The 26,554-nt window shown below is 72.9% G+C and carries 15 protein-coding genes; 9 read left to right on the plus strand and 6 right to left on the minus strand.

The window, feature by feature from the left end; all coding sequences use genetic code 11:
- Window positions 1–206: 206 nt before the first annotated feature.
- Window positions 207–10,628: a non-ribosomal peptide synthetase/type I polyketide synthase gene (locus tag I4J89_RS26370; protein WP_230859620.1), complete on the minus strand. Its 10,422-nt coding sequence runs from the start codon at window positions 10,626–10,628 to the stop codon at window positions 207–209.
- A gap of 171 nt (window positions 10,629–10,799) precedes the next feature.
- On the opposite strand from I4J89_RS26370, the gene I4J89_RS26375 reads away from it, so the two are divergent.
- Genes I4J89_RS26375 through I4J89_RS26410 form a run of 8 tightly spaced genes read left to right on the plus strand, consistent with a single transcriptional unit; the run spans window position 10,800 to window position 18,549 of the window.
- Window positions 10,800–11,345, plus strand: coding sequence for a hypothetical protein (locus I4J89_RS26375; RefSeq protein ID WP_196416768.1), 546 nt, complete (start codon window positions 10,800–10,802; stop codon window positions 11,343–11,345).
- Window positions 11,345–12,019 carry a PIG-L deacetylase family protein gene (locus tag I4J89_RS26380; RefSeq protein ID WP_230859621.1) on the plus strand — a complete coding sequence of 225 codons (675 nt, stop codon included), beginning with the start codon at window positions 11,345–11,347 and terminating at the stop codon, window positions 12,017–12,019. The genes I4J89_RS26375 and I4J89_RS26380 overlap by 1 nt, the downstream gene beginning before the upstream one ends.
- The gene (locus tag I4J89_RS26385; RefSeq protein WP_196416770.1) at window positions 12,016–13,383 is read left to right on the plus strand and encodes a glycosyltransferase family 2 protein; all 1,368 of its coding nucleotides are present in this window, start codon (window positions 12,016–12,018) and stop codon (window positions 13,381–13,383) included. Before I4J89_RS26380 ends, I4J89_RS26385 begins: the two co-directional genes overlap by 4 nt.
- Window positions 13,380–15,398, plus strand: coding sequence for an ATP-grasp domain-containing protein (locus I4J89_RS26390; RefSeq protein WP_196416771.1), 2,019 nt, complete (start codon window positions 13,380–13,382; stop codon window positions 15,396–15,398). Before I4J89_RS26385 ends, I4J89_RS26390 begins: the two co-directional genes overlap by 4 nt.
- Entirely contained in the window at window positions 15,395–16,540 is a 1,146-nt protein-coding gene (gene wecB, locus I4J89_RS26395) for a non-hydrolyzing UDP-N-acetylglucosamine 2-epimerase (RefSeq protein ID WP_196416772.1), read from the plus strand. The genes I4J89_RS26390 and wecB overlap by 4 nt, the downstream gene beginning before the upstream one ends.
- Window positions 16,537–17,250, plus strand: a complete 714-nt coding sequence (locus tag I4J89_RS26400; RefSeq protein WP_196416773.1) for an HAD family hydrolase — start codon at window positions 16,537–16,539, stop codon at window positions 17,248–17,250. The genes wecB and I4J89_RS26400 overlap by 4 nt, the downstream gene beginning before the upstream one ends.
- Window positions 17,251–17,273: 23 nt before the next feature.
- A complete protein-coding gene (locus I4J89_RS26405) occupies window positions 17,274–17,693 on the plus strand; it encodes an SRPBCC family protein (RefSeq protein WP_196416774.1) in 420 nt (139 codons plus the stop codon).
- Between the two features lie 46 nt (window positions 17,694–17,739).
- On the plus strand, window positions 17,740–18,549 hold the full coding sequence (locus I4J89_RS26410; RefSeq protein WP_230859622.1) for a patatin-like phospholipase family protein: 810 nt from the start codon (window positions 17,740–17,742) through the stop codon (window positions 18,547–18,549).
- Window positions 18,550–18,640: 91 nt separating this feature from the next.
- Here I4J89_RS26410 and I4J89_RS26415 read toward each other — a convergent pair whose 3' ends face one another.
- Together I4J89_RS26415 and I4J89_RS26420 are read right to left on the minus strand one after the other, a co-directional pair.
- A complete protein-coding gene (locus I4J89_RS26415; RefSeq protein ID WP_309238488.1) occupies window positions 18,641–19,378 on the minus strand; it encodes a LamG-like jellyroll fold domain-containing protein in 738 nt (245 codons plus the stop codon).
- A 55-nt stretch (window positions 19,379–19,433) separates the two neighbouring features.
- Window positions 19,434–21,038, minus strand: a complete 1,605-nt coding sequence (locus tag I4J89_RS26420; protein ID WP_230859623.1) for a M28 family metallopeptidase — start codon at window positions 21,036–21,038, stop codon at window positions 19,434–19,436.
- Between the two features lie 116 nt (window positions 21,039–21,154).
- On the opposite strand from I4J89_RS26420, the gene I4J89_RS26425 reads away from it, so the two are divergent.
- The gene (locus I4J89_RS26425; RefSeq protein WP_230859624.1) at window positions 21,155–22,972 is read left to right on the plus strand and encodes a Xaa-Pro dipeptidyl-peptidase; all 1,818 of its coding nucleotides are present in this window, start codon (window positions 21,155–21,157) and stop codon (window positions 22,970–22,972) included.
- A 399-nt stretch (window positions 22,973–23,371) separates the two neighbouring features.
- Here I4J89_RS26425 and I4J89_RS26430 read toward each other — a convergent pair whose 3' ends face one another.
- From I4J89_RS26430 to I4J89_RS26440, 3 genes are read right to left on the minus strand one after another with little or no spacing between them, the layout of a single operon-like run.
- Window positions 23,372–24,547: a pectate lyase family protein gene (locus I4J89_RS26430; RefSeq protein ID WP_230859625.1), complete on the minus strand. Its 1,176-nt coding sequence runs from the start codon at window positions 24,545–24,547 to the stop codon at window positions 23,372–23,374.
- The gene (locus I4J89_RS26435) at window positions 24,547–25,503 is read right to left on the minus strand and encodes a pectate lyase family protein (protein ID WP_196416777.1); all 957 of its coding nucleotides are present in this window, start codon (window positions 25,501–25,503) and stop codon (window positions 24,547–24,549) included. Before I4J89_RS26435 ends, I4J89_RS26430 begins: the two co-directional genes overlap by 1 nt.
- A 1-nt stretch (window position 25,504) precedes the next feature.
- Window positions 25,505–26,506, minus strand: a complete 1,002-nt coding sequence (locus I4J89_RS26440; protein WP_196416778.1) for a pectate lyase family protein — start codon at window positions 26,504–26,506, stop codon at window positions 25,505–25,507.
- Between the last annotated feature and the right edge of the window lie 48 nt (window positions 26,507–26,554).

Genomic DNA, 26,554 nt, shown 5'->3' on the forward strand with positions numbered 1-26,554 from the left:
TGACGCTAACAGCCTGATAGATGTCTGTGAATGGCGTGCTCGCTGTCTTTTTCCGTGCGAGCCGCGCGAGGCCCCAAGCGGTGATCTTGCTTGGCCCACGCTCACTGCGGTCTCAACGGCCGCCAGACAGCACCCACGTTGGGCCGGCAACCACCGGCCGGCCGCAACCGGCCCTGCAAACCGCAAGCATGTGGACCGGCCGCTGGTCAGGCCGGTGGGGATACCACCGTGTCCAGCAGGTGCAGGCGCGCGGCGGCCACACCCGCCGCGTCGAGTGCGTCCCAATAGGCACTGGCGTCGGTGGCGCTGACCGGGCCGCACACCAGGGGCAGATCCGGGGTGACCGCGTGCAGCAGCGACTCCAGCTGGCACGACGCCACCGCATCGGGCAGGCCGGGCCGGGCGGCGACCGGCAGGCCGGCCGCGACGGAGCGCTCGGTGGGGCCGCAGTCGAGCAGGCCACCGCCGGCCACGAGCACGTCACGCCGGTCGCGCATGCGGGCCAGCGCCCGCGCGGTGTCGAAGCAGTGCGGGAACGAGTCGTCGACCAGGACTGTGCCGGGCCGCAGGCGGTCGATGTCGAGGGTGCCGGGGCCGCCGCTGGTGGCCGCCACGATCACGTCGGCCCGGTAGACGGCATCCGGTCCGCCGGTGGCGATCTCGATCGGGCCCGGGTAGCCGCCGGCCGTGATCGCGGCTGCCAGCGCGGCGAGGCGGTCGGCGGTCGCCGGCAGGTCGCAGAGGATGAGGCCGGCCGGCGGCTGCTCGGCGCGGGCCAGCAGGAGGCACAGCGAGGACGTGCCGATCGAGCCGACACCCAGCACGGCGAGCACACTGCCGGACAGGTCGCGGCCCCGCGCGGCGAAGGTGGTGCGTACGACCGAGGCGGCGGTCACCGCGTGTCCGGTGGTGACCCGGGCTGACGAGCGGACATGCCTGGCCACCGCCGCCCCGTAACCGGTGTGTGCCGGGATCATGCCGGCCAGCGACACGGTGCGGGCACCGTGGGCGGCGGCGAGATCGACCGCGGCGGCAGCGTCGGCGGCCAGGTCGCCGTGGGTGAGTTCGTCGGCGAAGCGGGGCAGGCTGACGAATCCGGAGCGGCCCAGCGGGGTCGTCACGGTCTCCAGCAGCCGGGGGCGGCCGTCCGGGAACAGGATGGCCCGGATGGTCTCCCGGTCGAGGTCGGGCAGCGCACGGCGTACCTCGGCGGGTGCCAGGGCCGCGAGTTGCGCCGGCGCCGGGAGGTAGCCGACCAGCGCGGCATCCACGTCGGTGGGTACGGCCGATTCGAGGTCGGCGCGCAGGCTGGTGGAGAGGCGTTGCATCAGGTCCGGCGGTAGGTTTCCGCGCAGCGTGAGCCGCAGGCCGCCGCCGGACGGGCGGGCGGCGAGGAGGACGTCCGTGCCGGGCAGTGCGGCCAGGTCGGTGTCCGTGTCGTCCCAGGAGAGACGCAGGGTTTCGCCGCTGACCGGCCCGAGCGCGCCGAAGTCCAGGTAGGTGAAGAAGTACTGCCAGCCCTCGGGGACGGTGCAGACGCCGGTCCGGGCCGCGGTCACGGCGTCGGCCATGCGCCGCAGGTCGTCGGCGGGTGTGCTCGGCGGGCCGGGGCGGACGGCGACCGCGGTCGCGCACGGGCCGAAGATCCGGGCCAGGTCGGGCAGGGCGTGGTCCCGGCCGGTCACGGCGACCCCGATCGTCGGGTCCGGACGGCCGGTCAGCCGGCCGAGGCAGCGGTGGTAGGCGGTGAGCACCGGCACGAACGGCGTCACACCGGCCGCCGCGGCGAGGGCACGCAGCCCGGCCACCGCCGCCGGCCCCAGGGTGAACCCCGTCGAGACGGGCGCGCCCACCGCGAACCCGCCCGCGGTCCGGTCGCGCGGCACCGGGGTGGGCGTGAGACGGCCGACAAGTGCCACGTACTCGCGGAACGTGGACCGCAGCGGCGTCAGCGCCTCGGGACCGCGGTCGTAGACCGTCAGCAGCTCGCGGGTGAGCAACGCGACGCTGTAGCCGTCGCCGATCAGGTGATGGGCGTGCATCAGCAGCACGTGCTCGTCGGGGCCGACGCGCAGGAGCCGCATCCGGACCAGCGGCCAGCGCGCCGGGTCGAACACGACGGCCCGTTCGGCCGCCATCTCGTCGGTGAGCGGACCCGGATCCGGGTCGTACTCCACGACCAGCCGGGTGCCGGCCGGGAGTTCCCGCTGGGTGGGCGGGTCGAAGACGGTACGCAGCATCGGATGCCGGGCCACCAGCACGTCGACCGCCTGCTGGAACCGGTCGAGGTCCACCGGGCCGTGCAGGCGAGGCGCCGCCAGCCAGGTCGACGGCGTGCCGATCGCATCGGCCAGCAGGAAGCCGCGCTGGCTGAGGCTGAGCGGGAAAGCGGAGCCGTCGTCGTCGGCGTACGCCGGTTCGGCTCGGGCGGCGTCGATCGCGGCGGCCAGGGCGGCGAGCGTCCGGTGCTGGTAGATCACCGTCGGCCGGGGCAGCACCGGCAGCTCGGCCTCCAACGCGGCGAACATCTCCAGAACGCCGATCGAGTCGCCGCCGAGCGCGAAATAGTCGTCGTCGCGCCCGGGTGACGGCACGCCGAGCTGGCGTGACCACACCCGGGCCAGAAGCTGTTCCGTGGCGGTGGCCGGCGGAACGGCGGGCTCGGCGACAGCCGGGGCGGCGGGGACCAGCAGCGCGCGGTCCACCTTGCCGGTCGCGGTGAGCGGCAGCGCGGCCACGACCTCGATCCGGGCCGGTACCAGGTACGGGGGCAGCAACTCGCCGAGGTACGAGCGCAGCGACGACCCGGACGGCTCGGCGGCACCGCGCGGCTGCACCCAGGCCACGAGGCGGTTGCCGTCGACGCGTACGGCGGAGCGGTCCACATCGGGATGCCGGCGCAGAACGGCCTCGACCTCGCCCGGCTCGATCCGGTACCCGTGCAGTTTCACCTGGTCGTCGACCCGTCCGCGGAACCAGAGGACGCCGTCGGTGTCGCGAACCGCCCGGTCGCCGCTGCGATACCACCGCTGGCCGCCGCGCTCCACGAACGCGGCCGACGGATCGTCCAGATAGCCCGCGGCCACGCCGGCCCCGCCGATGTAGAGCTCGCCCACCTCGCCCGGCCCGCACTCCCGCCCGTCCTCGCCGACCACCTCGACGACCGCGCCGCCGACCGGCCGCCCGATCGGCAGGTGCGTCACGTCGTCACCGGGACGTTCGCTGATCAGGTGGTAGGTGGCGTTGATCGTGGTCTCGGTGGGCCCGTACAGGTTGGTGATCCGCTGGCCCGGGCCGAACAGGTCGAACCATCGGCGTACGTGCGCCGCCGACAGTTCCTCGCCGCCGACGTGCACCCAGCGCAGCGCGAGGTCCGGCCGCTGCTTCTCGGCCGCGCCGAGCAGCCGCTCCCACAGGGTCGGCACCGAACTCCACACCGTCACCCGATCGCGCACCACACGCTTCAGCAGCTCATCCGGGTCACGGACGGTGTCCCGCTCCCACGCGACCACGGTCGCACCGACGAGCAGCGGCGCCAGTAGCTGCCGGACCGACGCGTCGAAACAGATCGACGCGGTCTGTGCGAGGCGGTCCTCGCCGCGGTATCCGAACGCCTCCAGCGACCAGTCCAGGTAGTTGGCCATCGCCCGGTGCGTGACGGGCACACCCTTGGGCCGCCCGGTCGATCCGGACGTGAAGATGACGTACGCCAGATCGTCCGGTCCGGTGGTGACCGGCGGCGGCGTGGCGTGCGGTGCCGTCCGCCCGTCGACCAGCGTGAACCCGCCGAGTGCGCGAGCCGCCGCGCGCGTACCGGCGTCGCAGACGATCACGCCGGCACCCGCGCGCCTCAGCTGATCCGCGAGGCGAGCCGGCGGATGGGCGGCGTCCAGCGGCACCCAGGCCGCACCGGCCTTGAGGACCGCGACGAGGCCGATGACGGTGTCCGCGCCCGGCCCGGTGAGCAGCCCGATCCGGCGCGCGCCCGTCTCGGCCAGCCGCGCCGCCAGCCGCTCCGACGCCAGATCCAGGTCGAGATAGCTGAGCTCCACGCCGTCGGTGAGCACCGCGGTGGCCGCCGGCGTGCGGTGGCACTGCGCCCGGATCCGCTCCACGATCGCCGGCGGTCCGCCGGCACGGCCGTCCAGGGCGGCCAGTTCGGCGAGGTGCTCGGTGGCGAAGCGCTCGACGGTGGCGGCGTCGAACAGGGCTTCCGGGTAGTTCCACGAGAAGTGCAGGGTGCCGTGTGCCTCGAAGCAGACCAGGCCCAGCCGGGTCGCGGCGGATGCCGTTGCGGCGTACGTCGCGGTGTGCTGCCCGGCGGAACCGGCGCTCGGAAAGCGAGCGAAGCTGAAGCTCGCCGGGCTGGCCGTGCGCGGCCCTGCGCCGTGCGCGGCCAGCATCCGCGCGATGTCCACGGTGGAGACCGAGCCGTGCTGTTCGGCAACGAGCCAGGCCTGCCGGAGCCGGTCGGCGAGGGCCACGGCGGGTTCGCCGGGGGAGACCTGGGCGAGCACCGGCAGCGTGTCGGCGAACGGCCCGACCATCCGGTCCACGCCCGCCAGCCGGGCGGCCCGCCCGGCGCGAGCCACCGCCACCGGCACCGCCGACTGCCCGCTCCACCGGGCCAGGCACCGCACGTAGCCGGCCAGCAGCAGATGAAAGAGCGACACCCCGGCGGCGCGGGCCTGTGCGGTGAGGCGCGCGGTCAGCTCCGGCTCGATCTTCCTTTGATGTACGGCGTACGGCGCCCGAGGCTCGCCATCCGGGTCCCCGTCGAACGGCAGGGCAAGAGTGGGGTACCCGCTCAGCGCCGCCCGCCAGTACTCCAGATCCGTGCCGGCCGGCGCCGCCCGCGCCGTCTCGTGATCGGCGAACGTGGCGCGCGGCGGCGCGGGAAGCCCGGCACCCGCGTAGAGCGCCCACAGCTCGTCACCGAGGACCGCGAGGCTGTACCCGTCGGCCGCCGCGTGGTGCACGACCAGCATCAGGTGCGCGAGCTCCGGACCGGCGACGGCCAGCACCGCGCGGACCGGCGACTCCCGGGTCAGGTCGAAGGTCCGGTTGCGCAGTTCCGCGTCCAGCTCCTCGATCGGCCCGGTCAGGTCGGTGACGGTGAACCAGGCCGCCGGTCCCGGTGCCTCGAACCGCTGCCCGTCCGGCCCGATCCGCACGCGCAGCATCGGATGCCGCCGCTCCAGCTCGGCGAAGGCGGTGGCGAGGCGGTCCGGGTCGACCGGCGCGGTCACGGTCTGCCGGACGTACGCGTACGCCGGCACCCCCGGATACAACCGTCCCGTGGTGTGGAAGGCGCGCTGGACCGGGCTGAGCGGGAACTCCGGTGCCCCGGCCAGGTGCCCGGCCAGTTCGCCGATCGTGCGGTGCTCGAAGAACAGGGTCGTCGACAGCGTCCGGCCGAGCCGGGACTCCAGCTCCTTGACCAGGTCGACCGCGGTAAGCGAGTCGAGCCCGAGCGCGAGGAACGGCTCGTCGGGGCCGATCGTTCCCGGTTCCCGGTCCAGCGGTTCGGCGAGCAGTTCCCGCACGATCGCCACGAGCTCGTCGTAGCCGGCACCAGCGCCCGCCGTCCCGGACACCCGCACCGGTGCAGCCGGCGGGTCGGAGCCGCGCTGTGGCGCACCGACCAGCACCTGCGCCGCTTCCAGGGCGGCGGCCGCCCATAGGATCTCCGGCACCTGATCAATCGGCAGGACCTCGCCGCCGCCCGAGGTGGCATGCGCCGTGGCCATGCCGCCGGACAGCGCGGGCAGGTTCACCGCCACGAACCGGCGACCGGCGGCCCGCTCGGCCGCCGCGAAGGCGTCGAGGTACGCGTTACCGGCGACGTAGTCACCGACCGCCCCGGCCAGCCCGGGCAGCACGGAGGAGACCGACGACAGCGCCACGAACAGCGGCCGCTGCTCCCGGACCGCCTCGGCCAGCAGATACGTGCCGCGAACCTTGGCGGCGAACCCGTCCGCGATCTCCTGCGCCGTCTTCGCCCGCAGGCTGCCCGGCCGTACGACCCCGGCGGCCTGCACGACGACGTCGAAGCTGTCCCCGGCCACCAGGGCCGCCACGTCGTCCGGCACGGTCACGTCCGCCACCCGGTACGACGCCGTCGCACCCAGGTCACGGAGCTCCTCGAGCAGGCCGGCCGGTTCCGCCGACCGGCCCGCGAGCACCAGCCGGGGGCGTCCACGGCCGGCGAGATGGCGGGCGATCGCGGCACCCACCGCGCCGGCGCCACCGGCGATCAGGTACCGCCCGTCCGGCGGCAGGTCCACCGGACCGGTCGCCGGGGCGGGGACGAACTCGCGTACCAGCCGGCGGCCGTTGCGCCAGGCGACGATCCGGGCGGGTCCGGGCGCGGGCGGGTGAGTGGACTCCCGCTCGACGGCGGCACGGCGGTCGTCCTCGGTGTCCGCCGGGGAGAGGTCGACGACGCGTACTCCGAGGCCCGGGTTCTCATCGGCCAGGGCCATCGCCAGCCCGGCCCAGATCGCGTGGTCGGGATTCGCCTGGAGGTCGCTCGTGACGACCAGCAGGTGTCCCGCCCGTGGAGCGGCCTTCATCGCGGTCGCTGCGGCCACCGGCCCCGCCGATGTCGCGGTCAGCACGGTCACCGAGCCGGTCGCGGGTGCGGTGGGCGCCGGCGCGTCGACCCAGCGAGGGATCGAGAGGGTGGGCGGCGGCGGGTCGGTGACCCAGAAGCGGCGGCGCTGGAAAGGATAGGTGGGCAGAGTGACGCGACGGGTGCCGGCGTCGAGGTGGCTGCGGTCGAGGGCGGCGCCCCGGCTCCACAGGTCGCCGGCGGTGGCCAGGAGTGCACGGGCGTCGGAGCCGGCTGGGCGTACTCCCGCGGTTCCGCCGTTCGCACCGATCGCGACCAGCACGTCATAATCCGCCAACCGGATCTCCGAGGGTTCCACCGCAGGGGCCGAGACCGCGCCGGGCAGGGCGAGGCGGACGGCCTCGACCGCGGTGAGCATCCCGGTGCTGACGGCGGCGGCGAGCTCACCGGCGCCGTGGCCGGTGACGGCGTCCGGGCGTACCCCGAAGGCGCGCAACTGGGCGGCCTGGGCCGCCGCGACAGCCACCGCGAGAGGCCGGGCGACCTCGGCGGCGAGGATCGCCGGGCCGATGCACCAGGCGGCCAGCGTGCGCCCGGCGATCGGGCCGATCGCGTCCGAGACCTCGTCCAGCACGGCCCGGAAGACCGGCGCGGTCGCGTAGAGAGCGGCGCCGCTGAAGCCGCTCGAGCCGCTGAAGAGGAACGCCACCCGCGGCGTCCGGCCGATCGGCGGACCGGGAATGATCGCCGCGAGCTGGTCCGCGAGGTCACCGTCGACCGTCAGCGCGACGCGGTACGGCCCGTCGTCGCGCGCGGTGGAGGCGGTCGCGCACACGTCCCCCTCCCGGAGGCCGGGATGTTCGCGCAGGTGCTCCACCAGGTCGGCGGCAGCGGCCCGGAGCGCCGCGCCCGAGCGGGCCGACAGGGTCAGCAGGTGCGGCCCGGTCACCGCCGGGCTGGGCTCCGGATCGCGGACCGGCGGGGCGGCCAGGATCGCGTGCGCGTTGGTGCCGCCGAAGCCGAAACTGTTGACGCCCGCGACCAGCGGACCGGTCCACGGCCGCCGCTCGGTGACCACCTCGAAGCCGGCGCCCGCCAGATCGAACCGGGGTGTCGGCCGTTCGTGGTGCAGCGACGGCGGCAGTTCCCGGTGCCGCAGGGCGAGGATCACCTTCAGCAGGCCCGGCATGCCCGCCACGTTGAGCAGGTGACCGATATTGGTCTTCACCGAGCCGAGCAGTCGCCGGCGCCCGTCCGGCAGCGGCGGGAAGGCGTACGCCAGCGACCGCGCCTCGATCGGATCACCCACCGCGGTGCCGGTGCCGTGCGCCTCCACGTAGGACACGTCGGCCGGATCCACCCCGCTGTCCCGGTACGCCGAGACGATCACCTCCTGCTGGACCAGCGGGTTCGGCGCCATCAGGCTCAGTGAACGGCCGTCGTTGTTGACGGCGGTTCCGCGTACCAGGGCCAGAATGTCGTCCCCACCGGCGTCGCCGGCCCGGGTCAGCACCAGCACCGCGCCGCCCTCACCGGGCACGAACCCGTCGGCGTCCGCGTCGAAGGCGCGGCACCGCCCGGTCGGGGAGAGCGCCTGCGCCCCGGCCAGCAGCCGCTCGGCGGTGCCGGTGAGGTTCAGGCTGACGCCGCCGACCACCGCCATGTCGCAGTCCCCGGCGGCCAGGCTGCGCCCGGCGAGGTGCAGCGCGACAAGCGCCGACGAGCAGGCGGTGTCGATCGCCAGGGCGGGACCGCGCAGGTCGAGCAGGTGTGCGACGCGGGCCGCGGTGAGGTTGCGCAGGGTGCCGGTGAGTGCGTGCGTTCCGGTGGCGCCGGACTGCGCCATCAGCTCCGGATAGCCGCTCTCCCCGACGGCCGCGAACACGCCGATCCGCCGGCCGTGGCGGCGCGGGCCCGCGTAGCCGGCGCGCTCCAGCGCCTCGTGGGCCAGCTCCAGGAAGATCCGCGCGTGCGGGTCGAGCCAGCGGGCCTCGTCGTCGCCGATGCCGAAGTATCCGGCGTCGAAGAGGCCGGGGTCGGTAAGGAAGGCACCGTGGCCGCCGCCGGTCCAGCGGGTCACCGGAGTGACGCTGTCATGCCCGGCGAGCAGGTTCCGCCAGAACTGTTCCGGGCTGTCGGCGTCCGGAAAACGGCAGGCCAGCCCGATGACCGCGAGCTCGTCCGTGGCGTTTTTCCGGTTTTCGGCGGGCGCGGCGGGGGCGTCGGAAAGGGACAGCAGGCGGTCGGCCAGGGCGGGAACGGTTGCGCAGTCGCGCAACAAAACCGGATCGAGGGTACGCCCGAACGCGTCCTCCAGCGCCGCGAGCACCTCCATGGCCGCCAGCGAGGAGCCACCGATCGCCAGGAACCGGTCGCCGGGGCCGATCCGCTCCGCGGGGATCCGCAGTACCCGCGCCCAGACCGCCCGGACCGCCCGCTCCATCTCCGGCCGGGTCCGCGGCGGCCCCGCCGGCATCGCGTCGCTCGGTGCCGGAGTCGCCTCGGCTGGCGCCGGCACCCCGATCCGCTCTCGCAGGGGCTGGCGGCGCAACTTGCCGCTGGTGGTGCGCTGGAACGCTCCGCTCGGCACCACCTGGACCTCGACCCCGTCGTAGCCGAGCGCCTCCGCGACCCGGCCCCGGACCCGCCCGGCCACCGATGGGTCCGCGCGTACCGCCGGAGCCGCCAGGAACACCACGACCCGTTCCCGGCCGCTCTCCGCGCCGGTGGCCCCGACGACCGCGACCGGCCCCGTCCCGAGACCGGGCGTCGCGGCCGCCACCTCCTCCAGGTCCGCGGCGTGGAAGGTACGGCCGTGCACGAACAGCACGTCCTTGTGGCGTCCGGTCACGCAGAGCCGCCCGGCCCGCAGGAAACCGAGGTCCCCGGTACGCAGCCACCCGTCCACCAGCGCGGCCGCGGTGGCCGCCGGGTCCCGGTGGTAGCCGCGGGTCACGTTCGGGCCGCGTACCTGGATGTGCCCGACCAGCCCGTCCTCCAGCGGCACACCCGAGTCGTCGGTCACCCGGATCTCGCAGTCCGGCACCGGATGACCGACGTCCATCAACTCGACCGCCGGGGCGTCCGGTCCGGCGTCCACCGCCACCCCGCGGGCCAGCGCCGCGCGGCTCAGCCGGTGCGGCCGGGCCAGTTCGCCCATAGGCGGGCAGGAGACCGCCACGGTGGCCTCGGCCAGCCCGTACACCGGTTGCAGCGCTCCCGGGTCGAGCCGCGCCCGGCTCAGCTTCCCGGCGAACGCACGCCACACCGCCGGCGAGATCGGCTCCGCGCCCACCATGACGAGGCGCACGCTGCTCAGATCCAGCCCGTCGAGCACCGCGTCGGGCACCCGGCGCACGGTCATGGCCAGCGCGAAGTTCGCCGCCGACAGGATCGTGGCCCGGTGCCGCGCCGCGACCCGCAGCCACGTCTCCGGCCGTTTCGCGAACGTCAGCGGGCTGATCCGGACCTGTGCGCAGCGCAGGTGCAACGGCGTCAGATGGGTGCCGATCAGGCCCATGTCGTGGAAGTACGGCATCCAGGTGACGACCACGTCGTCCGGGCCGGCCGCGCTGGCCCGGGCCGCCTGCTCGACGTTCGCCGCCAGGTTGCCGTGGGTCAGTTCGACGCCCTTGGGCGTACCGGTGCTGCCCGACGAGAACTGGAGGAGCGCCAGGTCGTCCGGCCCGACCGGCTCCGGCGCGGCGAGCGGGGCCGCTTCCGGCAGCTCGGCCAGCGACAACCGCGGGAGCTGCCCGAGCACCCGCCGGACCGCCGCCAGCCGGGCGGGCTCGTCGGGCAGCGGTACGGGCACGACGCCGGCCACCACCGCACCCCAGAACAGCGGCAGGAACTCCGCGCTGTCCTCGGCGACCAGCAGCATCGGATCGCCCTTGCGCAGACCCGCGGCGCGCAGGCCACCGGCCACCCGCAACGCGTCCGCGTACAGGCCGGCGTAGCTGGTGAACCGCTCCGTACCGTCGCCGCCGACGTGCACGACGCCCCGGTCCGGCGCTTCGGCGGCGGCCCGCACCAGCACGTCGGTCAGCGTCATGATCAACATCCTATCGAGGCCGGCCACCCGGCCGATCGATCGCTCGCCGGGCCGCTTCCGGCGGGTAGGCACCCGGCCGGCACCCGGACTGCTTCTCAGGCCGCACCCTCGCACGCCGATAAAGACGACGCCCCACCGGAGGCGGTGGACTCGGAACTGTGGAGGTTGTCCATGCGTCTTGTGCCCCAGTCGTTGCGCCGGCGTGGCGCGCTGATCACTGCCACCAGCGCCGCCGTGGTCGCGGCGATCGTGACGGTGCTCGTGCTCAACTCGAACCCGGCGGCCGCCACCTGGCAGACCTTCGCCGGCACTCCGACCTGTGACTGCGTGGTGCAGGACACCAAGAACAACACCTACCGGGCCGTCTTCGGCTACGTGAACACCAGCAAGTCGGCCGGCAAGATCGACGCTGGGACCAACAACCGGCTGGAGCTGACCGGCGGCACCACCAAGACCGACGGCACGGTCACCACCCGCTTCGAGCCGGGCTCGCACAAGGCCAGCTTCTCCACCGGCTGGATCTCCAAGAACACCAAGGTCACCTGGACCGTCGGCGGCAAGACCGTCACCGCCACCTGGAACCGGCCGACCTGCGGCAAGGACGTCAGCCTGCCGGCCGGCGGCAACGGCTCCGGCCCGCTGCTGGCGCTGCTCGTCGCGGCGCTCATCGGTGGCGGGGTGTTCTTCTGGCGCAAGCGCCGCCCGGCGGTCAAGTGATGTTGCGCAGCGTGCTGGCGATCGGGGCGCACCCCGACGACATCGAGCTCGGTTGCGGCGGCACCCTGGCCGCACACCGGGCCGCCGGCGACGCCGTGACCATGCTCGTCGTCACCGGCGGGCAGAACGGTCCCGGCTCCACCGCCGGCCGGCGGGCCGAGGCCGAGGCGGCCGCGCGCAACCTGGACTGCCTGCTGCGGTGGGGCCACCTCGTCGACTGCGCGGTGACCGCCGACGCGGGCACCATCGCGGTGATCGAGAAGGCGATCCGCGACACCGAGGCCGACGTCATCTACGTGCACGCGCCCGACGACTCACACCAGGACCACCGGGCGGTGACCGCGGCGACGCTGTCCGCCGCGCGGCACAACCGGCGGGTCCTGCACTACCGGAGCCCGTCGACCACCCGGTTCGAGCCTACCGTCTACGTGGACATCTCGGCCCACCTGGACCGCAAGATCGACGCCTTGTCCTGCCACCGCAGCCAGGTCGAGAACTCGGCCATGGTGGATCCGGAGGTGGTCGCCGCCTCGGCCCGCCACTTCGGCGCCCAGGCCCGGGTCCGCTACGCCGAGGCGTTCACGCCGGCCCGGTTCGTCTGGGACCTGGCACCGGTTCCGCAGATGCCCTTGCTGACCGGGATCCCCGCCTACCCGGCGCGGGTACCGGCATGACCGGCCGGGGGCGCCACCGCCGTACGGCGTCCCCGGCGCACTTCCGCAAGGGTCTGCTGGGGCACGCGCTGCTGTTCGCGGCCGCCCTGGCGCTGTTCGGTGCCGACGCCACCCTCGGCTGGTGCGCCACCGTGCTCAACGTCGTGTTCCTGCTGTTCTTCTTCCGGCACCTCGCGTTCGCCGTCTCCGCCGCCCGCTGGGCCGAGAAGGACCTGGACGCGCCGCTGGTCGGCGTCGAGGGCTTCACCCCCTCGGTCGCCGTCCTGGTGGCCTGCAAGGACGAGGAACTCGTCGTCGACGGCATGGTGTCCGCGCTGCTCTCGCTCGACTACCCGGCCGGCAAGCTCACCGTCGTGGTCGTCGACGACGCCTCCACCGACGGCACCGGTGCCATCCTCGACGGCTGGGCCGCGGCCAACCCGCGCCTGCGCGTCCTGCACCGCGAACCCGGCGCGGGCGGCGGCAAGTCCGGCGCCCTCAACGACGCCCTCGCCCTGGTCGACGCCGAGATCGCGGTGATCTTCGACGCCGACCACCAGCCGGAGGCCAGCGTGCTGCGCCGGCTGGTCCGGCACTTCCGCGAACCCAAGGTCGGCGCCGTGATGGGCCGCTGCGTGGTCCGCAACGGCGTCGAGTCCAGCCTCGCCTCCACCATCTTCATCGACTATCTCTCCGGCTATCTGGTCAACGAGTACGGCCGGCAGGCCCTGTTCGAGCTGCCCGCCTACGGCGGTGCCAACTGCGCCGTACGCACCGACCTGATCCGCGCCCTCGGCGGCTGGAACCCGGACACCGTCACCGAGGACACCGACCTCACCCTGCGGCTGCTCCTGAGCGGGCGGCGGGTCCGCTACGACCCGTCGGCCGTCGACTTCGAGGAGGCGGTGCTGTCGTCCAGCCGGTTCTGGCGGCAGCGCTACCGCTGGGCGCGGGGGCACCAGAAGTGCCTGCGTGACTATTGGCGGCCGATTCTGCGTACCCGGCATCTCTCGCTCATGGAGAAGCTCGAGACGATGCTCTTCCTCTGGGTCTACCACGTGCCGGTGCTCTGCGGCCTGGGCCTGCTGCTGATCGTGCTGCGCGCCTTCGGCTTCGGTGACTCCTCGGCGATCGAGATGCTCGCGCTGTCCGCCCTGCTGTTCGCCGGCCCGTTCACCGAGCTCGCGGTCGGGCTCGTGCTCGGCCGCGTCGAACGGCGCGCCGTGTGGATGCTCGTCGGGTTCATCCCGGCCTTCGGCATGTCGATCCTGACCGCCACCAAGGCGTACTTCGACGGCATGTGGGGCACCACGTACAGCTGGTCCAAGACCGCGCGCTCGGGGGCCACCAGCACGGTCGCCCGCGAACCGGTGGCGGTGCCATGAGCCTCGTGACGCGCCGGCTGGAGCGCACGCTGGTCCGGCGGGCGAGCCGCCGGATGGTAACCACCGCGACCGTACGCCGACGGCAGCTCGTCCTCATCGAGATGCTGCTCGCCGTACTCGGCTGCGTCGGCGGCTACCTCCTGCTCATCGACTGGGCCCGGCGTTTCGAGGTGTCCCTCACGGCGACCATCCTCGACGGGCTCGGCGTGGACCGGATCTCGGCCGTCCTCGGTGACTCGTTCATCGTCTTCGGCCCCGGCTACGAACCCGTGGTCGCCGAGATGACCGCGTCCTGCTCGATCCTCACCAGCGTCCTGGCGCTGGCCGCCCTCGCCCTGGTCGCTCTCCGCGAACGACCGCAGGTGCTGGTCGGCCTCGTCGCGGCGAGCCTGTTCGTCCTGGCCGCCAACCAGGTCCGCCTGATCCTGTCCCTGCTGGCCGGCCGCTACCTCGCCATCGACGCGCTGATCTTCTTCCACGACTGGGTCGGCGCCGCCATCAACTTCGCCTACACGCTGATCGGACTGCTCATCATGATCGGACTGACGATGTACGACGCGCAGCGCGCCGAACAGGACCACACCGGCCGGCACACCGCCGACCGCCCGGAAGCCTGGGCCCGGCCCGGCCTCGGTCACCGCGTCCCGGTCGAGACCTCAGCGGAGACCGAGCGCACCAACGTGGCGGCGATCCTGCACCGCAGGATCCTGCCGAAGTCCGTCTCCAGCCGGCTCGCCCGCCGCCGCGAGCAGCGCCGCGTCGACTACCGCGTCGGCCACGAGAGCGCCGGCCGCCGTGCCGTCATCGTCCGCGAACTCGCCGCCAAGGGTCTCGGCGTGCACACCGCCACCCTGCTCGCGGTCGCCACCCACGAGACCGACCCGCTGGTCCTCGACTCGCTGGCCACCGCGGTCGCCGCCCGCCAGTGGGAACCCGTCGCCGGCCAGGACGTCATCTCCCTGCGCCTGTGGGCCCGCGCCTGGCTCATGCGGGCACCCCAGCAGGACGCCGGCGTCGCGCCCACCGGACGGCTGATCGCCGTGACCGGCGCGGGCGGCCCGGCCGGTGTCGCCGTCATCAAGGCTCTGCAGGCCGCCGGTGACCACGTGCTCGCCCTCGACGCCAACCCGGACGCGGTCGGCCTGCGGCTGGCCGGGCGGGCCGCCGTGCTGCCCCGCGCCGACCAGCCCGGGTACGCCGAAGCCCTCCTCACCACCCTCGACGAGCACCGCCCGGCCGCCCTGATCTGCACCGTCGCCGAGGAGTACGCGGCGTTGACCCCGCTCACCGGCACCCTCGCCAGGCTGGGCGTACGCACCTGGCTGCCGGACCTGAACGCCGCGGAGACGTGCCTCGACAAGGTCGCCTTCGCCGCCGCCCTCTACCAGGCCGGCGTACCGCACCCCACCACCGCGTGGAACGCCGCCACCGCCGGGATGATCCCCGGTCCGTGGGTGGTCAAGCCGGCCCGCGGGCGGGGCAGCCGCGACGTCGTGATGGTCAGCGACCCGAGCGACCTCGCCCACGCCTTCGCCACCGTCCCGGGTGCCATCGCGCAGACCCGGCTGACCGGCCGCGAGTTCACCGCCGACGCGCTCGTCGACCGCGACGGCACCCTGGTCGCCTGCGTGCCCCGCTGGCGCGACGAGACCCGCGGCGGCATCTCGGTGCGGGGCACCACCTTCGAGAACCCGCGGGTCACCGAGGTCGCCGCCGCCACCCTGCGGGCCGTCGGCCACACCGGTCCGGCCAACGTGCAGGGCTTCGTGGCCGAGGACGGCAGCGTCACGGTCGTCGAGGTCAACCCGCGCTTCTCCGGGGGACTGCCGCTCACCCTGGCGGCCGGTGCGGACGTCGTCACCGCGTACCTCGAAGGCATCTTGAACCCGGGCGCGCGGCTGCCCGGCCTCACCTACCGGCCCGGCGTGCGCATGGCCCGGCATTTCGCCGAGGTCTACTACGACGCCGACGGCGCCCCGGTCACCGACCCCCTCGCCCTCGGAGTTGCCCGATGAAGCACGTCCTGGTCCCGTTCGGTACCCGCCCCGAAGTGATCAAACTGGCTCCCGTGGTGCGTGCCATGCGTGCCGCCGGGCACACCGTCACCACCGTCGACACCGGCCAGCACGCCGACGCGGCGATGAGCGGTGACGTGCAGCGCACGCTCGGGCTCACCCCGGACGTACGCCTGACGCTCCCCACCGGCTCCGGCCGGCTCGGCGCCCTGCTCACCGGCGCCGCCGGAGTCCTCGCCGGGGTGCCCGCCGACGTCGTGCTCGCCCTCGGCGACACCCACACCGTGCCCGCGTACGCCCTGGCCGCCCGCGGCGCCGGCATCCCCTTCGCCCACCTGGAAGCCGGCCTGCGCAGCTTCAACCCGCGCAGCCTGGAGGAGGTCAACCGCCGGGTCGCCGCCGCCATCGCCCAGCTGCACTTCGCACCGACCGCCCGCGCCGCAGCCTTCCTGGCCGCCGAGGGCGTACCCGCTGCTCGTGTCTTCGTCGTCGGCAATCCGGTGATCGACGCCCTCCGCGAGCACGGCATCGCTCCCGTGCCGCCGACCGCCCGCACCGGCGTGCTGGTCACCGCCCATCGCGCCTCCAACGTCGACGATCCGGACCGCCTGGCCCGCCTCGTCGACGTCATCGCCCGCCTGGCCGCGATCGGGCCGGTCCGTTTCCCGATCCACCCGCGGACCCGCGCCCGTCTGCTCTCCGCCGGCCTGCTGGAGCAGCTCGCCGCGCTGCCCGGGGTGACCTGCGAGGACCCGCTGCCCTACGACGACCTGCTGCGCGCGCTCGCCGGCGCCCGGGTCGTCGTCACCGACTCCGGTGGCCTTCAGGAGGAGGCGGCCTACCTGGGCGTGCCGGTGGTGGTGCTGCGCCGCTCCACCCCGCGCTGGGAAGGCGTCGAAGCCGGCAGCGCCGTGCTCACCGGCATCACCAGCGACGCCGAAGCGTCCGGTGCGGTAGCCGCCGCGCATCGGCTGAGCTCGCCGGACACCCTCGCGCACATCGCGTCGATGCCGTGTCCCTACGGCGACGGCGACACCGGCACACGGGTGGCCGCCCTCCTCGCCGACCCGGCCGTGGATCCGCTGCTCGCTCTCGACGAACCCGACTACACCGACGGCACGCGCCCCTGGATCGCCGCATGACCACTGAGACACCCACCTGGACCGGCCCGGCACCCGCCGGCATCGTCATCGACCTGGACGACACGCTCTACCCGCAGGCCGCCTACCTCTACGGCGCCTCCCGCGCCGTCGGCCGCGCCGGAGCGGCACAGGGCCTCGACCCGATCCGGCTGGCCCGGCTCGTCCGCCGCCAGCTCATCGCCGGCTCCGACCGCGGCGGCACCATCGACCGGGCCCTCGCCGCCTACGGCCTCCCCGCCGACCGGGCCGCCGAGTTGGTCCCGGCGCTCGTCACCGCCTTCACCACCTACCACCCGCGCCGGCTGCCGCTCTACCCGGGCGCCGCCGACGCCCTGGCCGCGCTCGCCGCCCACTACCCGGTCGCCTGCCTGACCGACGGCAACCCCGTCATCCAGCGCGCCAAACTCGCCGCCACCGGCCTCAGCAAGGCGTTCATCACCATCGTGATCACCGACGAACTCGGCGGCCGGGCCGCCCGCAAACCCCACCCCGGCGGCCTGCGGCACGCCGCGGAGACCCTCGGCATCGACCCGGCCCAGCTGGTCATGATCGGCGACCGGCCGGGCAAGGACGTCGCCGTGGCGGTCGCGCTGGGTGCCCGCTCCATCCGGGTGCGGACCGGGGAGTACGCCGAAAGCCCCGACGAACCCGCCGCCACCGTCGTCGTCCCCGACCTGACCACCGCCGCGGGCCTGTTGGTCCCCGGCTGACACGCGTCTGCGAGGATGCCGCCATGATCGAGATCGGGCACATCGTCGCTGAGTCGCGGGTCGCGCCGGAGCACTTCCACGCCCGGTGGTGCGACGTGGCCACCCACCCCGAGTGGGCGCCCGGCATGGAGTACCTGCGGCTGGACGGTCCCCTCGAAGCCGGCGCCCGCGGCGTGATGAAGGCGAAGGACGGGCCGGAATGCCCCTTTATCGTCTCCGACCTGGTGCCCGGCCTGGCCTACCAGGACACCCTGCTGCTCGACGGCGCCGAGCTGACCGTCCGGCACGAGTCGCACCCGCACGGCACCGGCAGCCGCCTCGAACTGCACGCCCGCATGGACGGCCCGAAGGCGGCCGAGCGGGCCGCCGAGATGGCCGGCCTGAAAGAGGCCCTCGCCTCCGACCTGGCCGGGCTCATCGCCCTGGTGGAACGCACCGACTGACCGGCGGTGCTTGTCTCCGGCCGCCCCGGACCGCAGTGTGGTGGGAATGAGCGAGATCCGGATCGGCCTGGCCCTCGGCGGAGGCGCGGTACGCGGTGCCGCACACATCGGCGTCCTCGACGTGCTCGACCGCGCCGGACTGGAACCCGCGGTGATCACCGGGACCAGCGCCGGTGCCCTGGTCGGGGCGCTCTACGCGGCCGGCCGGACGCCGTCCGAGATCGGTAAGCTGGCGCAGACGTTGCGCTGGGCACGGCTGATCCGCCCCGCGCGTACGCGTAAGGCGCTCTTCGAAACCGCGAAGCTGGCGGCGTTCCTGGACAGCGCGGTCGGAGGGATGCGGTTCGACGAGCTCGCCCGGCCGTTCGCCGCGGTCGCCTGCGATCTGACCACCGGCGACGAGGTGGTGATGCGGGAGGGTTCGGTCGGCAGCGCGGTGCTGGCCAGCGCCGCCATCCCGGGGGTGTTCCCGCCGGTCGACCGGGACGGGCATCTGCTGGTCGACGGCGGCCTGGTCAACATGGTCCCGGCCCGGCTGGCCCGCCAGATGGGCGCGGACATCGTGGTGGCGGTGGACGTCTCCGGCCCGCTGCCCCGGCGCCCGCCGACCACGCTGCTGCACATCATGGTCGCGGTGAGCACCCTGCAGCCGGGCGGCACCGACCGGCTGGCCGAGGACGCCGACCTGCTGCTCTGCCCCGAGGTCGACGAGTACGCGTTCTGGGAGCTGTCCCGGATCCCGGAGTTCGAGGCGGCCGGCCGCACCGCCGCCGAGAAGGCGCTGCCGCTGCTACAGGCGTTGAAGGCCGCGGCCGCCGCACGCCGCGAATGGCAGTGTGGCGGGCGCACCGCATAAGCCCGGCGGTCGCGCCGCGGCCCGGAGTGGCTGCCGGGCCGCGCGGCGCCGGCGGGACTGCTCTGACGCGTACCGAAAAATGGGTCTTCTTTCAACCGACTGCGATCCAGACGTCGTCGAGCTGACCGTGATATTGGTCGTTGTCGCCGTAGGCGCTCTTGCCGCCGACGCTCAGCGGCCGCCCGTTCGCGACCGACAGCCCGGCCGGCACCGTCGTGCCGCCCTGTGCGACGCCGTCGATGAGCACGGTCAGGCCGGTGCCCGCGCGCCGGCACTCCAGGCTGTGCCAGCGGTCGTCGGCCACGCTGATCCGGGCCAGTGCCAGGTGGATGCCCGGCCCGGCGACGAGCGCGCAGCTGGGATGACCGGAGCGACCGTCGATCTGGAGTTTGTACTGGCTGCCCTCGGTCGAGTAGCCCTTCTGCAGCACGTTCTGGCCCTTGCTGGTCAGGTTCGGTGCGAGCCGCACCGAGGCGCCGTAGCGCAGCGGGCGCGAGCCGGGATTGAGCGACGGCGTGCTGCCGGCGCGCAGCACCAGGCGCGGGCAGGGGCGACCGCGCTTGCAGCGAGGTGGGAATTGAACCGCCTGGCCGGCGCCGTGCGGGGTACGGGCGACCGTGGCGTTGCCGCCGGCGACCGGGCTGAGCGTGTGCCCGTGGCCGGTGGCGTCGGCCATCGGGGCGGTGCCGTCGAACGTGTACCGCGCGACGAAGCGCAGTGGCGGGGCGGGCACCCAGACGGCGCGTCCGGTCGGGGTGGCGAACGTGCCGGTCAGCAGGACGAGCAGCAGCCCCGGCACGACGAGACGGCGGAGCGGGATGGGCTTCACGACAAGACAACGCGGGCCGTGGCGTTTCCGCCACGGCCCGCGGTTGCGATCTGCGTCAGTCCTCCGGGTGGTGCGGGGCGTCCCCACCGTCGGTGCTGGTGAAGGTGCCCTGCGGACCGGCCGGTGCCGGCAGCTTGATGGGCTTGCCGGGAACCTTCTTGCCCGGCACACCGTTCACCGACTCGGTCGAGTAGGCGAAGGTGAGCTGGGCGAACGCGATCAGGTCGCTGTTGACCTCGAGCGCGTGCTTGTCCAGGTTGTCGATGTCGTCGCAGGCGATGTGGTAGCACTGGTCGAACGACTCGCCGGCCACGCCACCCCAGATGGCCTGCTGCTCCTCGGTCTTCACGACCTCGGCGCCGGTGAACAGGCCGCCGGACGGGATGCCCGCCTCGATGAACGCCTGGTAGTCGCTGCGGCCGGAGAACTCGGCGTCGTCGTACGGCTCACCCTTCCAGGTGTAGTACGACTCGTAGAGGTCCTCGATCGCCGTCGAGCCCGGCGGCACCGCGACCGGGGCCGGGAACGACGACTCGTCCGCGTCGTAGACCATGAAGATGTAGTTCGGCGAGCCGACCATGTCGTAGTTCAGGTAGAGCGCGATCCGGTCCCGCTCGGCCTGGGTGAGCTCCTCGACGTACGCCGTCGAACCGATCAGGCCCAGTTCCTCCGCGCCCCACCAGGCGAAGCGCACGGTGTTCTGCGGCTTGACCTTCGCCATCTGCAGCGCGGTCTCCAAGATCGCGGCCGAACCGGAGCCGTTGTCGTTGATGCCCGGGCCCTCGGTCTCGCTGTCCAGGTGAGCGCCGGCCATCACCACGTTGTCGCGGTTCTTGCCGGGCAGTTCGGCGATCACGTTGACGTCGGTACGCGTCTCGGACGGCAGGATCCGCACGTGCGCGGTCGAGCCGGCCTGGGCGAGCGCCACACCGGTGGCGAAGCTGGCGCCCACCACCGGGATGGTGATCGGCGGGTTCTCGCCGAGGGTGCCGACGATCAGACCCTCACGGGTCGGGTCGTTGCCCTGGTTGAAGATGATCACGGCTTCCGCGCCGGCTTCCTGCGCGTTCTGAGCCTTCACGATGAAGGTGCAGGACGCGTCGGGCGGGCCACCGCGCTGGATCAGCGCGATGTCGTTGGGCCCGCTGAAGTTCAGGCCGGCGAAGTCGGAGTCCTCGCAGCCGCTGGTGGTGGCACGGTCGCCGGTCAGGTTGATGTCGACCGGGATGACCGGGCCGGTCACGTCACCGGACGGGCTGTTGGTGAACGGGCCGGTCTCGTACTCCGCGTTCACCGGGGTGAGCTGCTGCAGCAGCGCCGGGAACACGAACTGGAACTCGAACGGGTCGAGGGTGACCTTGTAGCCCGCCTTGCGGAGCTGGCCGGCCACGTATTTCACGCTGTTCGCGTAGCCCTCGGTGCCCGCGTGCCGGGTCCCTGGGTACGACGGGTCGTCATTCCTGTCGGCGATCTTCTGGAACGCCTCGAGGTGGTCCATCACCCCACCGAGCGTCACGCACTTGAGCAGCTCGGCGTAGGTGTCGTTGGCCTGTTTGCCGCAGGAGTTGCCATGGTTCCCTCCGGCGGTGGCCGCGGTCGCCGGCGCCAGCACCAGGACCGTAGCGGTCGCGGCAGCCGCCAGCATACGAAGCTTCATCATTGAATCCCCCCTGTCCACAGCGGAACACCGATCAACCTAGACGATCGTGAGCGTCGATGCACCGGATGATCGGGCGACGCCCCCCGACGATCGACTCTCGGCGATATGGTGACGCGATGCGACTCGCCCGACTACTCGCGGCCACCGTCTCCGCCGTCGTCGCTGCCACCGCGGCCACGGCGGCGACCGCCGCCCCGCCCGACACTGAGGGCACTCAGCCGATTTACGACTACGCCTCCGCGATCCGCGAGCAGGTGTGGGTCCAGACCTCGGTCGACAGCGACGCCGACGGCGCGCCGGACCGGGTCGCCGTACGCGTCATCCGCCCCAGGACCGACCGCAAGATCCCGGTCATCTTCCAGCCCAGCCCGTATTACGCCGGTCTCAACGACGTGCCCAACCACGACGACATCGACCGCGACGGGGCGCACGCCCTGCGCGCGGACGTGAGCGCCAACCGCGCCGACACCATCACCTTCGCCGGCTATCTGGACAACTACTTCGTCCCGCGCGGCTACGCCGTGGCCTTCGCCGACAGCCTCGGCGCCGGCGGCTCCACCGGATGCCCCACCTCCGGCGGGCGCAACGAGACCCTCGGCATGAAAGCCGTCGTCGACTGGCTCAACGGCCGCGCGAAAGCGTTCGACTCCGCCGGCGCGCCGGTCGAGGCCCGCTGGTCCACCGGGCGCACCGGCATGATCGGTGGCTCCTACAACGGCACCCTGGCCAACGCGGTCGCCACCACCGGCGTGCGCGGCCTGGAGACGATCGTGCCGACTGCCGCGATCTCCAGCTGGTACGACTACTACCGCGCCAACGGCGGTGTCGTCGCACCCGGCGGCTTCCAGGGCGAGGACACCGACGTGCTGGCCAAGGCGGTCCTCACCCGGCAGAACCCGGAGGTCTGCGCCGGCGTGATGGCGGCGCTGGAACGCGACCAGGACCGGGAGACCGGCGACTACAGCCGCTTCTGGGCCGAACGCGACTATCTGCGTGACGTCCACAAGGTGCGCGCGAGTGTCCTGCTCGTCCACGGCCTGCACGACTTCAACGTGCGTACCGGACAGGCCGGCCAGTGGTGGGACGCGCTCGCCGCGAACCGGGTGCCGCGCAAGATCTGGCTGCACCAGGCCGGGCACACCGACCCCTTCAACATCCGGCGCGAGCAGTGGCTGAACACCCTGCACCGCTGGTTCGACCAGTGGCTGTACAAGATCGACACCGGGATCATGCGGGAGCCGATCGCGGACGTCGAGGTCGCGCCGAACCAGTGGCAGACCGCGCGCAACTGGCCGCTGCCGGACAGCCGGCCGGTCGTGCTGCGGCTGGGTGACGGCACGCTGGGCGCCAAGCCGAGCGTCACCCGGCAGACGTTCATCGACAACACCGCCCGCACGGCCGAGGACCTGGCCGCCAACGAGACGGCCACCGATCCGAACCGGCTCGCCTACCTGACCGCGCCGCTGACGAAACAGACCCGCCTCTCCGGCACACCCGAGGTCACCGTCCGCGCCGACCTCACCGGCGACTCGCCCTACCTGACCGCCCTGCTGGTCGACTACGGCACGGCCGAGCGCTTCGCCGGCGTCCGCACCCTCCCGGTCCAGGACTGCATCGGCCCCGGCATCGAGGGCGACCCGGGTTGCTTCAACCGCCGCGAGTACATCACCGCGACGACCCCCTACGAGATCGTCACCCGCGGCTGGATCGACGTGCGCAACCGCCTGTCACCCGCGCACACCACCCCGATCCGGCCCGGCAAGGCGTACACGTTCCGCTGGAACCTGCAAACCACCGACCACGTCTTCGCCCCCGGCCACCGCATCGGCCTGGTACTGATCTCCACCGACCGCGACCACACCCTGCGCTACCCCACGGGCACCGTGGTCGGCGTCCAGCCGGCCGCCTCCCACCTGAAACTGCGCCTGTCCTAACGGCCCCAGGTCCTGATCCGCCAAGGCATCCCCTTGCGCGGATCAGGACCCTTCTTCGGTACGCGCAGCCGGCCGTCCCCACACATCTCCCCGTCCCGCCCTGCCCGCGCGACCACCAGCCACTCCCGGCCGAACCGCGCCCGCCGGGCCGATCCTCGGGTCCGGCACACCTCGTCCCGCCCTTGACCCAGCTGGCTCACCGCGCCGATCGTGTCCAGCCGACCTCCACCCCCGTCCCGGCACCCGCCGGTCGACGCTCGGTGGCAGCCGCTCCGCCCGGCTTCCGCCGGGTCCGGCCGCCCTGAGGCACCTGATAGGCCCTGGTTAGGTGGCTGGGCGAAGGCCGGCCGGGTGCGGTCGTCCGTGACGCACCGAATGGGGCTCGCGTTGTTGGCCGGCTTACGCGTTGCTGGCCTGCTTGCGCGTTGCTGGCCGGCTCCTGTCCTGGCGGCCGGCTCGTGCCTGGCGGCAGGCTCCTGTACTGGCGGCCGGCTCGTGCACCCGGCGGCCGGCGTGGGGTGAAATGGCGGACCGTGCTCTGCGACTGGACAAGGTAGGCGTCGGCCGGCGGTTGCGGCGCCTGCCTCTCGGCGGAGGCGGGCGCCGCAAAGCGCCACCTCCGAGCCGGCCGGCTCCGGCGCCCGCCTGGACCAGAGCGGGCACGTTCGCCGCCGGGTCCAAGGTGTAGGCGTAGTAGGAGCGCGGCTCGGCCACCGTGCCGCCGGCCTGGCACGGGCCTGATCCGGTGAACACGTTGCTGCGCTGCACCAGGCGGCCCGGGCCGCTGTCGGCGTAGCCGCTTGTGGAGAAGCACGGATAGGGGACCGCGGTGAACGCGTTGCCCTCGACCACGACGCCGCCGTTCATTGTGGATGCGACACCGTACAGCTCGTTGCCGTCGAACCAGTTGTTGTAGACGTGCACCGGCTCGCCGAAGCGGACCCGGGGGTGGCGCTGGCGGGAACCGTCGAACCAGTTGTGGTGGATGCTCACCCGGAGATGCCCGACGTCGGTGCCGGACGCGCCGTCGGAGTGGCCGATCAGCATGCTCTTGTCGGTGCCGGCGAAGTGGTTCCATGAGACCGTCACGTAGTCGGCGCCGCGGACCACGTCGATCGAGCCGTCCACCGGGCGTACGAACGTGTTGTGGTCGATCCAGATGTGATGCGACTGCTGACCGACATTGATCGCATCGTCCTCGGCGTCGACGAAGGTCAGGTTCCGTACGATCACGTTGTACGACCGGTAGAAGTCGAACCCACCCCCGGAGATCGTCGGATTCGAGCCGACCCCGATGATCGTCTTGTTCGGGCGTACCCCCTGCTTGCTGGTGATCTCGATGGTCCCGGACACCTGGATGATCATCGTACCGACGGTGTCGATGGCGTCCAGCAGCTCATCGGTGGTGTCGACGGTGACGGTAGGACCGCCCGCTCCGCCGGTGGTGGTGGTCAGGCCGAGCGCCGCGACGGACGCGAAGCCGTCGGGCGTCGAGGGCGCCGCCGCAGCCGGCGCGGCTACCGAGAGACCGCCGGCGATCAGAGCGGCCACAGCCGCCGAACGCAAGATCCGCATCAGATCCTCCCCACGCCCGAGCCGGCGGTCACGATCGACGGCACCGACGACGCGGCATCAAGCTGATATCCGTAATATCCGGACGGCTCGGCCACGGTGCCGCCGGCCTCGCACGACCCCGAGTTCACGAACGCGTTCGCCCGCTGCACGAGCCGCCCCGGATTGCTTTCCGCGTAGCCGCTCACCGAGTAACAGGGAAACGCCACGTTCTCGAAGTAGTTGCCCTCGGCGACCACACCCGCGTTCTCGGTGGACGCGATCCCGTAGAGCCCGATGTCGTCGTAGTAGTTGTTGTAGACGTGCACCGGCTCGCCGAACCGCACCCGGGGATGCCGCTGGTTGGACCCCTCGAACCAGTTGTGGTGGTAGGTGACCTTCAGATAGCCGACGTCCTCGCGGTAGTTGTCCGAGTGGCCGAGCAGCATGGTTTTGTCGGTGCCGCGGAAGCGATTCCAGGACACCGTGACGAAGGTCGACTTCCGCTTGATGTCGAGGGATCCGTCGTACCCGGGCAGGAACTCGTTGTGGTCGATCCACACGTGGTGGGCGCTGTTGGTGACGCTTATCGAGTCGTCCGAGGCGTTGCTGAACCGGATGTTCCGGATGATCACGTTGTTGCCGGGCCGGGTCGTGGTGCCGAGTTGCAGCCCGCCTCCGGTGATCTCCGCGTTCGCGCCGACGCCGAGGATGCTCTTGTTCGCGACCACGGTGATCATGCCGCCGGCCGAGATCCGGCCGGACACCAGAATCGTGTACGGGGTGTTCGCCCCGGCGTACCGGGCCAGGTCGGCGGAGGTGGTGACGGTGACCGTCGGCCCGGCCGCGCCGCCGGTGGTGCCGGTGAGGCCCAGCCCGGCGACGGAGGCGAAACCGTCCGCGGTGGCGGCGGCCGCGATCGCCGGCTGCGGCAGGAGGAGCAGGGCCGTCACGGCCGCCGCGGATACGAGTTTGCGCATGTCACACCTTTCCTACGCCGGCGCCGGCCGGCACGACGGTGGGCACGGACGCGGCCGGGTCGGCGGTGTACGCGTAGAACGTGCGCGGATCCGCCACCGTCCCGCGCGTCTCGATGGCGTGGTTGCAGTCGACGAGGATGTTGTCGCGCTGCACCATCCGCCCCAGCGGCCCGCTGAAGTCCACCCGGCCGGGGTTGTTCACGCTGTAGAAGTAGTTGCCCTCCACGAACAGGCCGGAGTCGTTCGTGGACGCGATGCCGTAGCTGTTGTCCCGGTAGTAGTTGTTGTAGACGTGCACGATCGGCGCGAACCGCACCCGCGGGTTCCGCTGGTCCGAGCCGTTGAAGTAGTTGTGGTGATAGGTGACGCGCAGCCGGCCCGCGTCCTGGGCGCCGTTGTCGTCGTCATGGCCCAGCAGCAGTGTCTTGTCGTGGTCGTGGAACCTGTTCCACGAGACGGTGACCAGGTCGGAGCCGCGTTTGATGTCCACCGCGCCGTCGTCGCCGTCGGAGAAGTCGTTGTGGTCGATCCAGATGTGGTGGCTGAACATCTGCACGTTGATCAGGTCGTCCGAGGCGCCGGAGAACCGCAGGTTGCGGATGATCACGTTGTGCACGGCGCCGGCCGGCGGACTGGTGGCGGAGGAGACCGGCAGGCCGATGTTCAGACCGCCGCCGACCAGTGCGGCGGTCGAGCCCAGCCCGATGATGGTCTTGTTCGAGGCGACGGAGTGCATACCGTCGTTCGATCCCCGGGGCAGGGTGATGGTGCCGGAGACCTGGATGACGTACGGACCCGGGCGGGCGATGTGGTCGAGGAAGGCGGCGGCCGTGGACACCGTGACGGTCGGCCCACCGGCGCCACCGGTTGTCGTCGTCCGGCCGTACCCCGCAACGGTTGCGAATCCGTCCGGCCCGCCCGGCGCGGCCTGTGCGGGAAGGCCGGCCACGGCCGGCGCGACCACGGCCCCGGCCGCGGCCGCGAGGAGAGTTCTGCGATGCATGTCGATTCCTTCCGTGGCGTGGGGGGGGGGCCCCCCCGGCGCGGGCCG

Origin of the sequence: Actinoplanes aureus (genome assembly GCF_015704865.1) — a bacterium.
GTDB classification, from domain to species: domain Bacteria; phylum Actinomycetota; class Actinomycetes; order Mycobacteriales; family Micromonosporaceae; genus Actinoplanes; species Actinoplanes aureus.

Coding starts and splice junctions, on each gene's coding strand:
- I4J89_RS26370 (WP_230859620.1), bottom strand. CDS start 10,628: ATGACGCTGACCGACGTGCTGGTGCGGGCCGCCGCCGAAGCGCCGGAC.
- I4J89_RS26375 (WP_196416768.1), top strand. CDS start 10,800: ATGCGTCTTGTGCCCCAGTCGTTGCGCCGGCGTGGCGCGCTGATCACT.
- I4J89_RS26380 (WP_230859621.1), top strand. CDS start 11,345: ATGTTGCGCAGCGTGCTGGCGATCGGGGCGCACCCCGACGACATCGAG.
- I4J89_RS26385 (WP_196416770.1), top strand. CDS start 12,016: ATGACCGGCCGGGGGCGCCACCGCCGTACGGCGTCCCCGGCGCACTTC.
- I4J89_RS26390 (WP_196416771.1), top strand. CDS start 13,380: ATGAGCCTCGTGACGCGCCGGCTGGAGCGCACGCTGGTCCGGCGGGCG.
- wecB (WP_196416772.1), top strand. CDS start 15,395: ATGAAGCACGTCCTGGTCCCGTTCGGTACCCGCCCCGAAGTGATCAAA.
- I4J89_RS26400 (WP_196416773.1), top strand. CDS start 16,537: ATGACCACTGAGACACCCACCTGGACCGGCCCGGCACCCGCCGGCATC.
- I4J89_RS26405 (WP_196416774.1), top strand. CDS start 17,274: ATGATCGAGATCGGGCACATCGTCGCTGAGTCGCGGGTCGCGCCGGAG.
- I4J89_RS26410 (WP_230859622.1), top strand. CDS start 17,740: ATGAGCGAGATCCGGATCGGCCTGGCCCTCGGCGGAGGCGCGGTACGC.
- I4J89_RS26420 (WP_230859623.1), bottom strand. CDS start 21,038: ATGATGAAGCTTCGTATGCTGGCGGCTGCCGCGACCGCTACGGTCCTG.
- I4J89_RS26425 (WP_230859624.1), top strand. CDS start 21,155: ATGCGACTCGCCCGACTACTCGCGGCCACCGTCTCCGCCGTCGTCGCT.
- I4J89_RS26430 (WP_230859625.1), bottom strand. CDS start 24,547: ATGCGGATCTTGCGTTCGGCGGCTGTGGCCGCTCTGATCGCCGGCGGT.
- I4J89_RS26435 (WP_196416777.1), bottom strand. CDS start 25,503: ATGCGCAAACTCGTATCCGCGGCGGCCGTGACGGCCCTGCTCCTCCTG.
- I4J89_RS26440 (WP_196416778.1), bottom strand. CDS start 26,506: ATGCATCGCAGAACTCTCCTCGCGGCCGCGGCCGGGGCCGTGGTCGCG.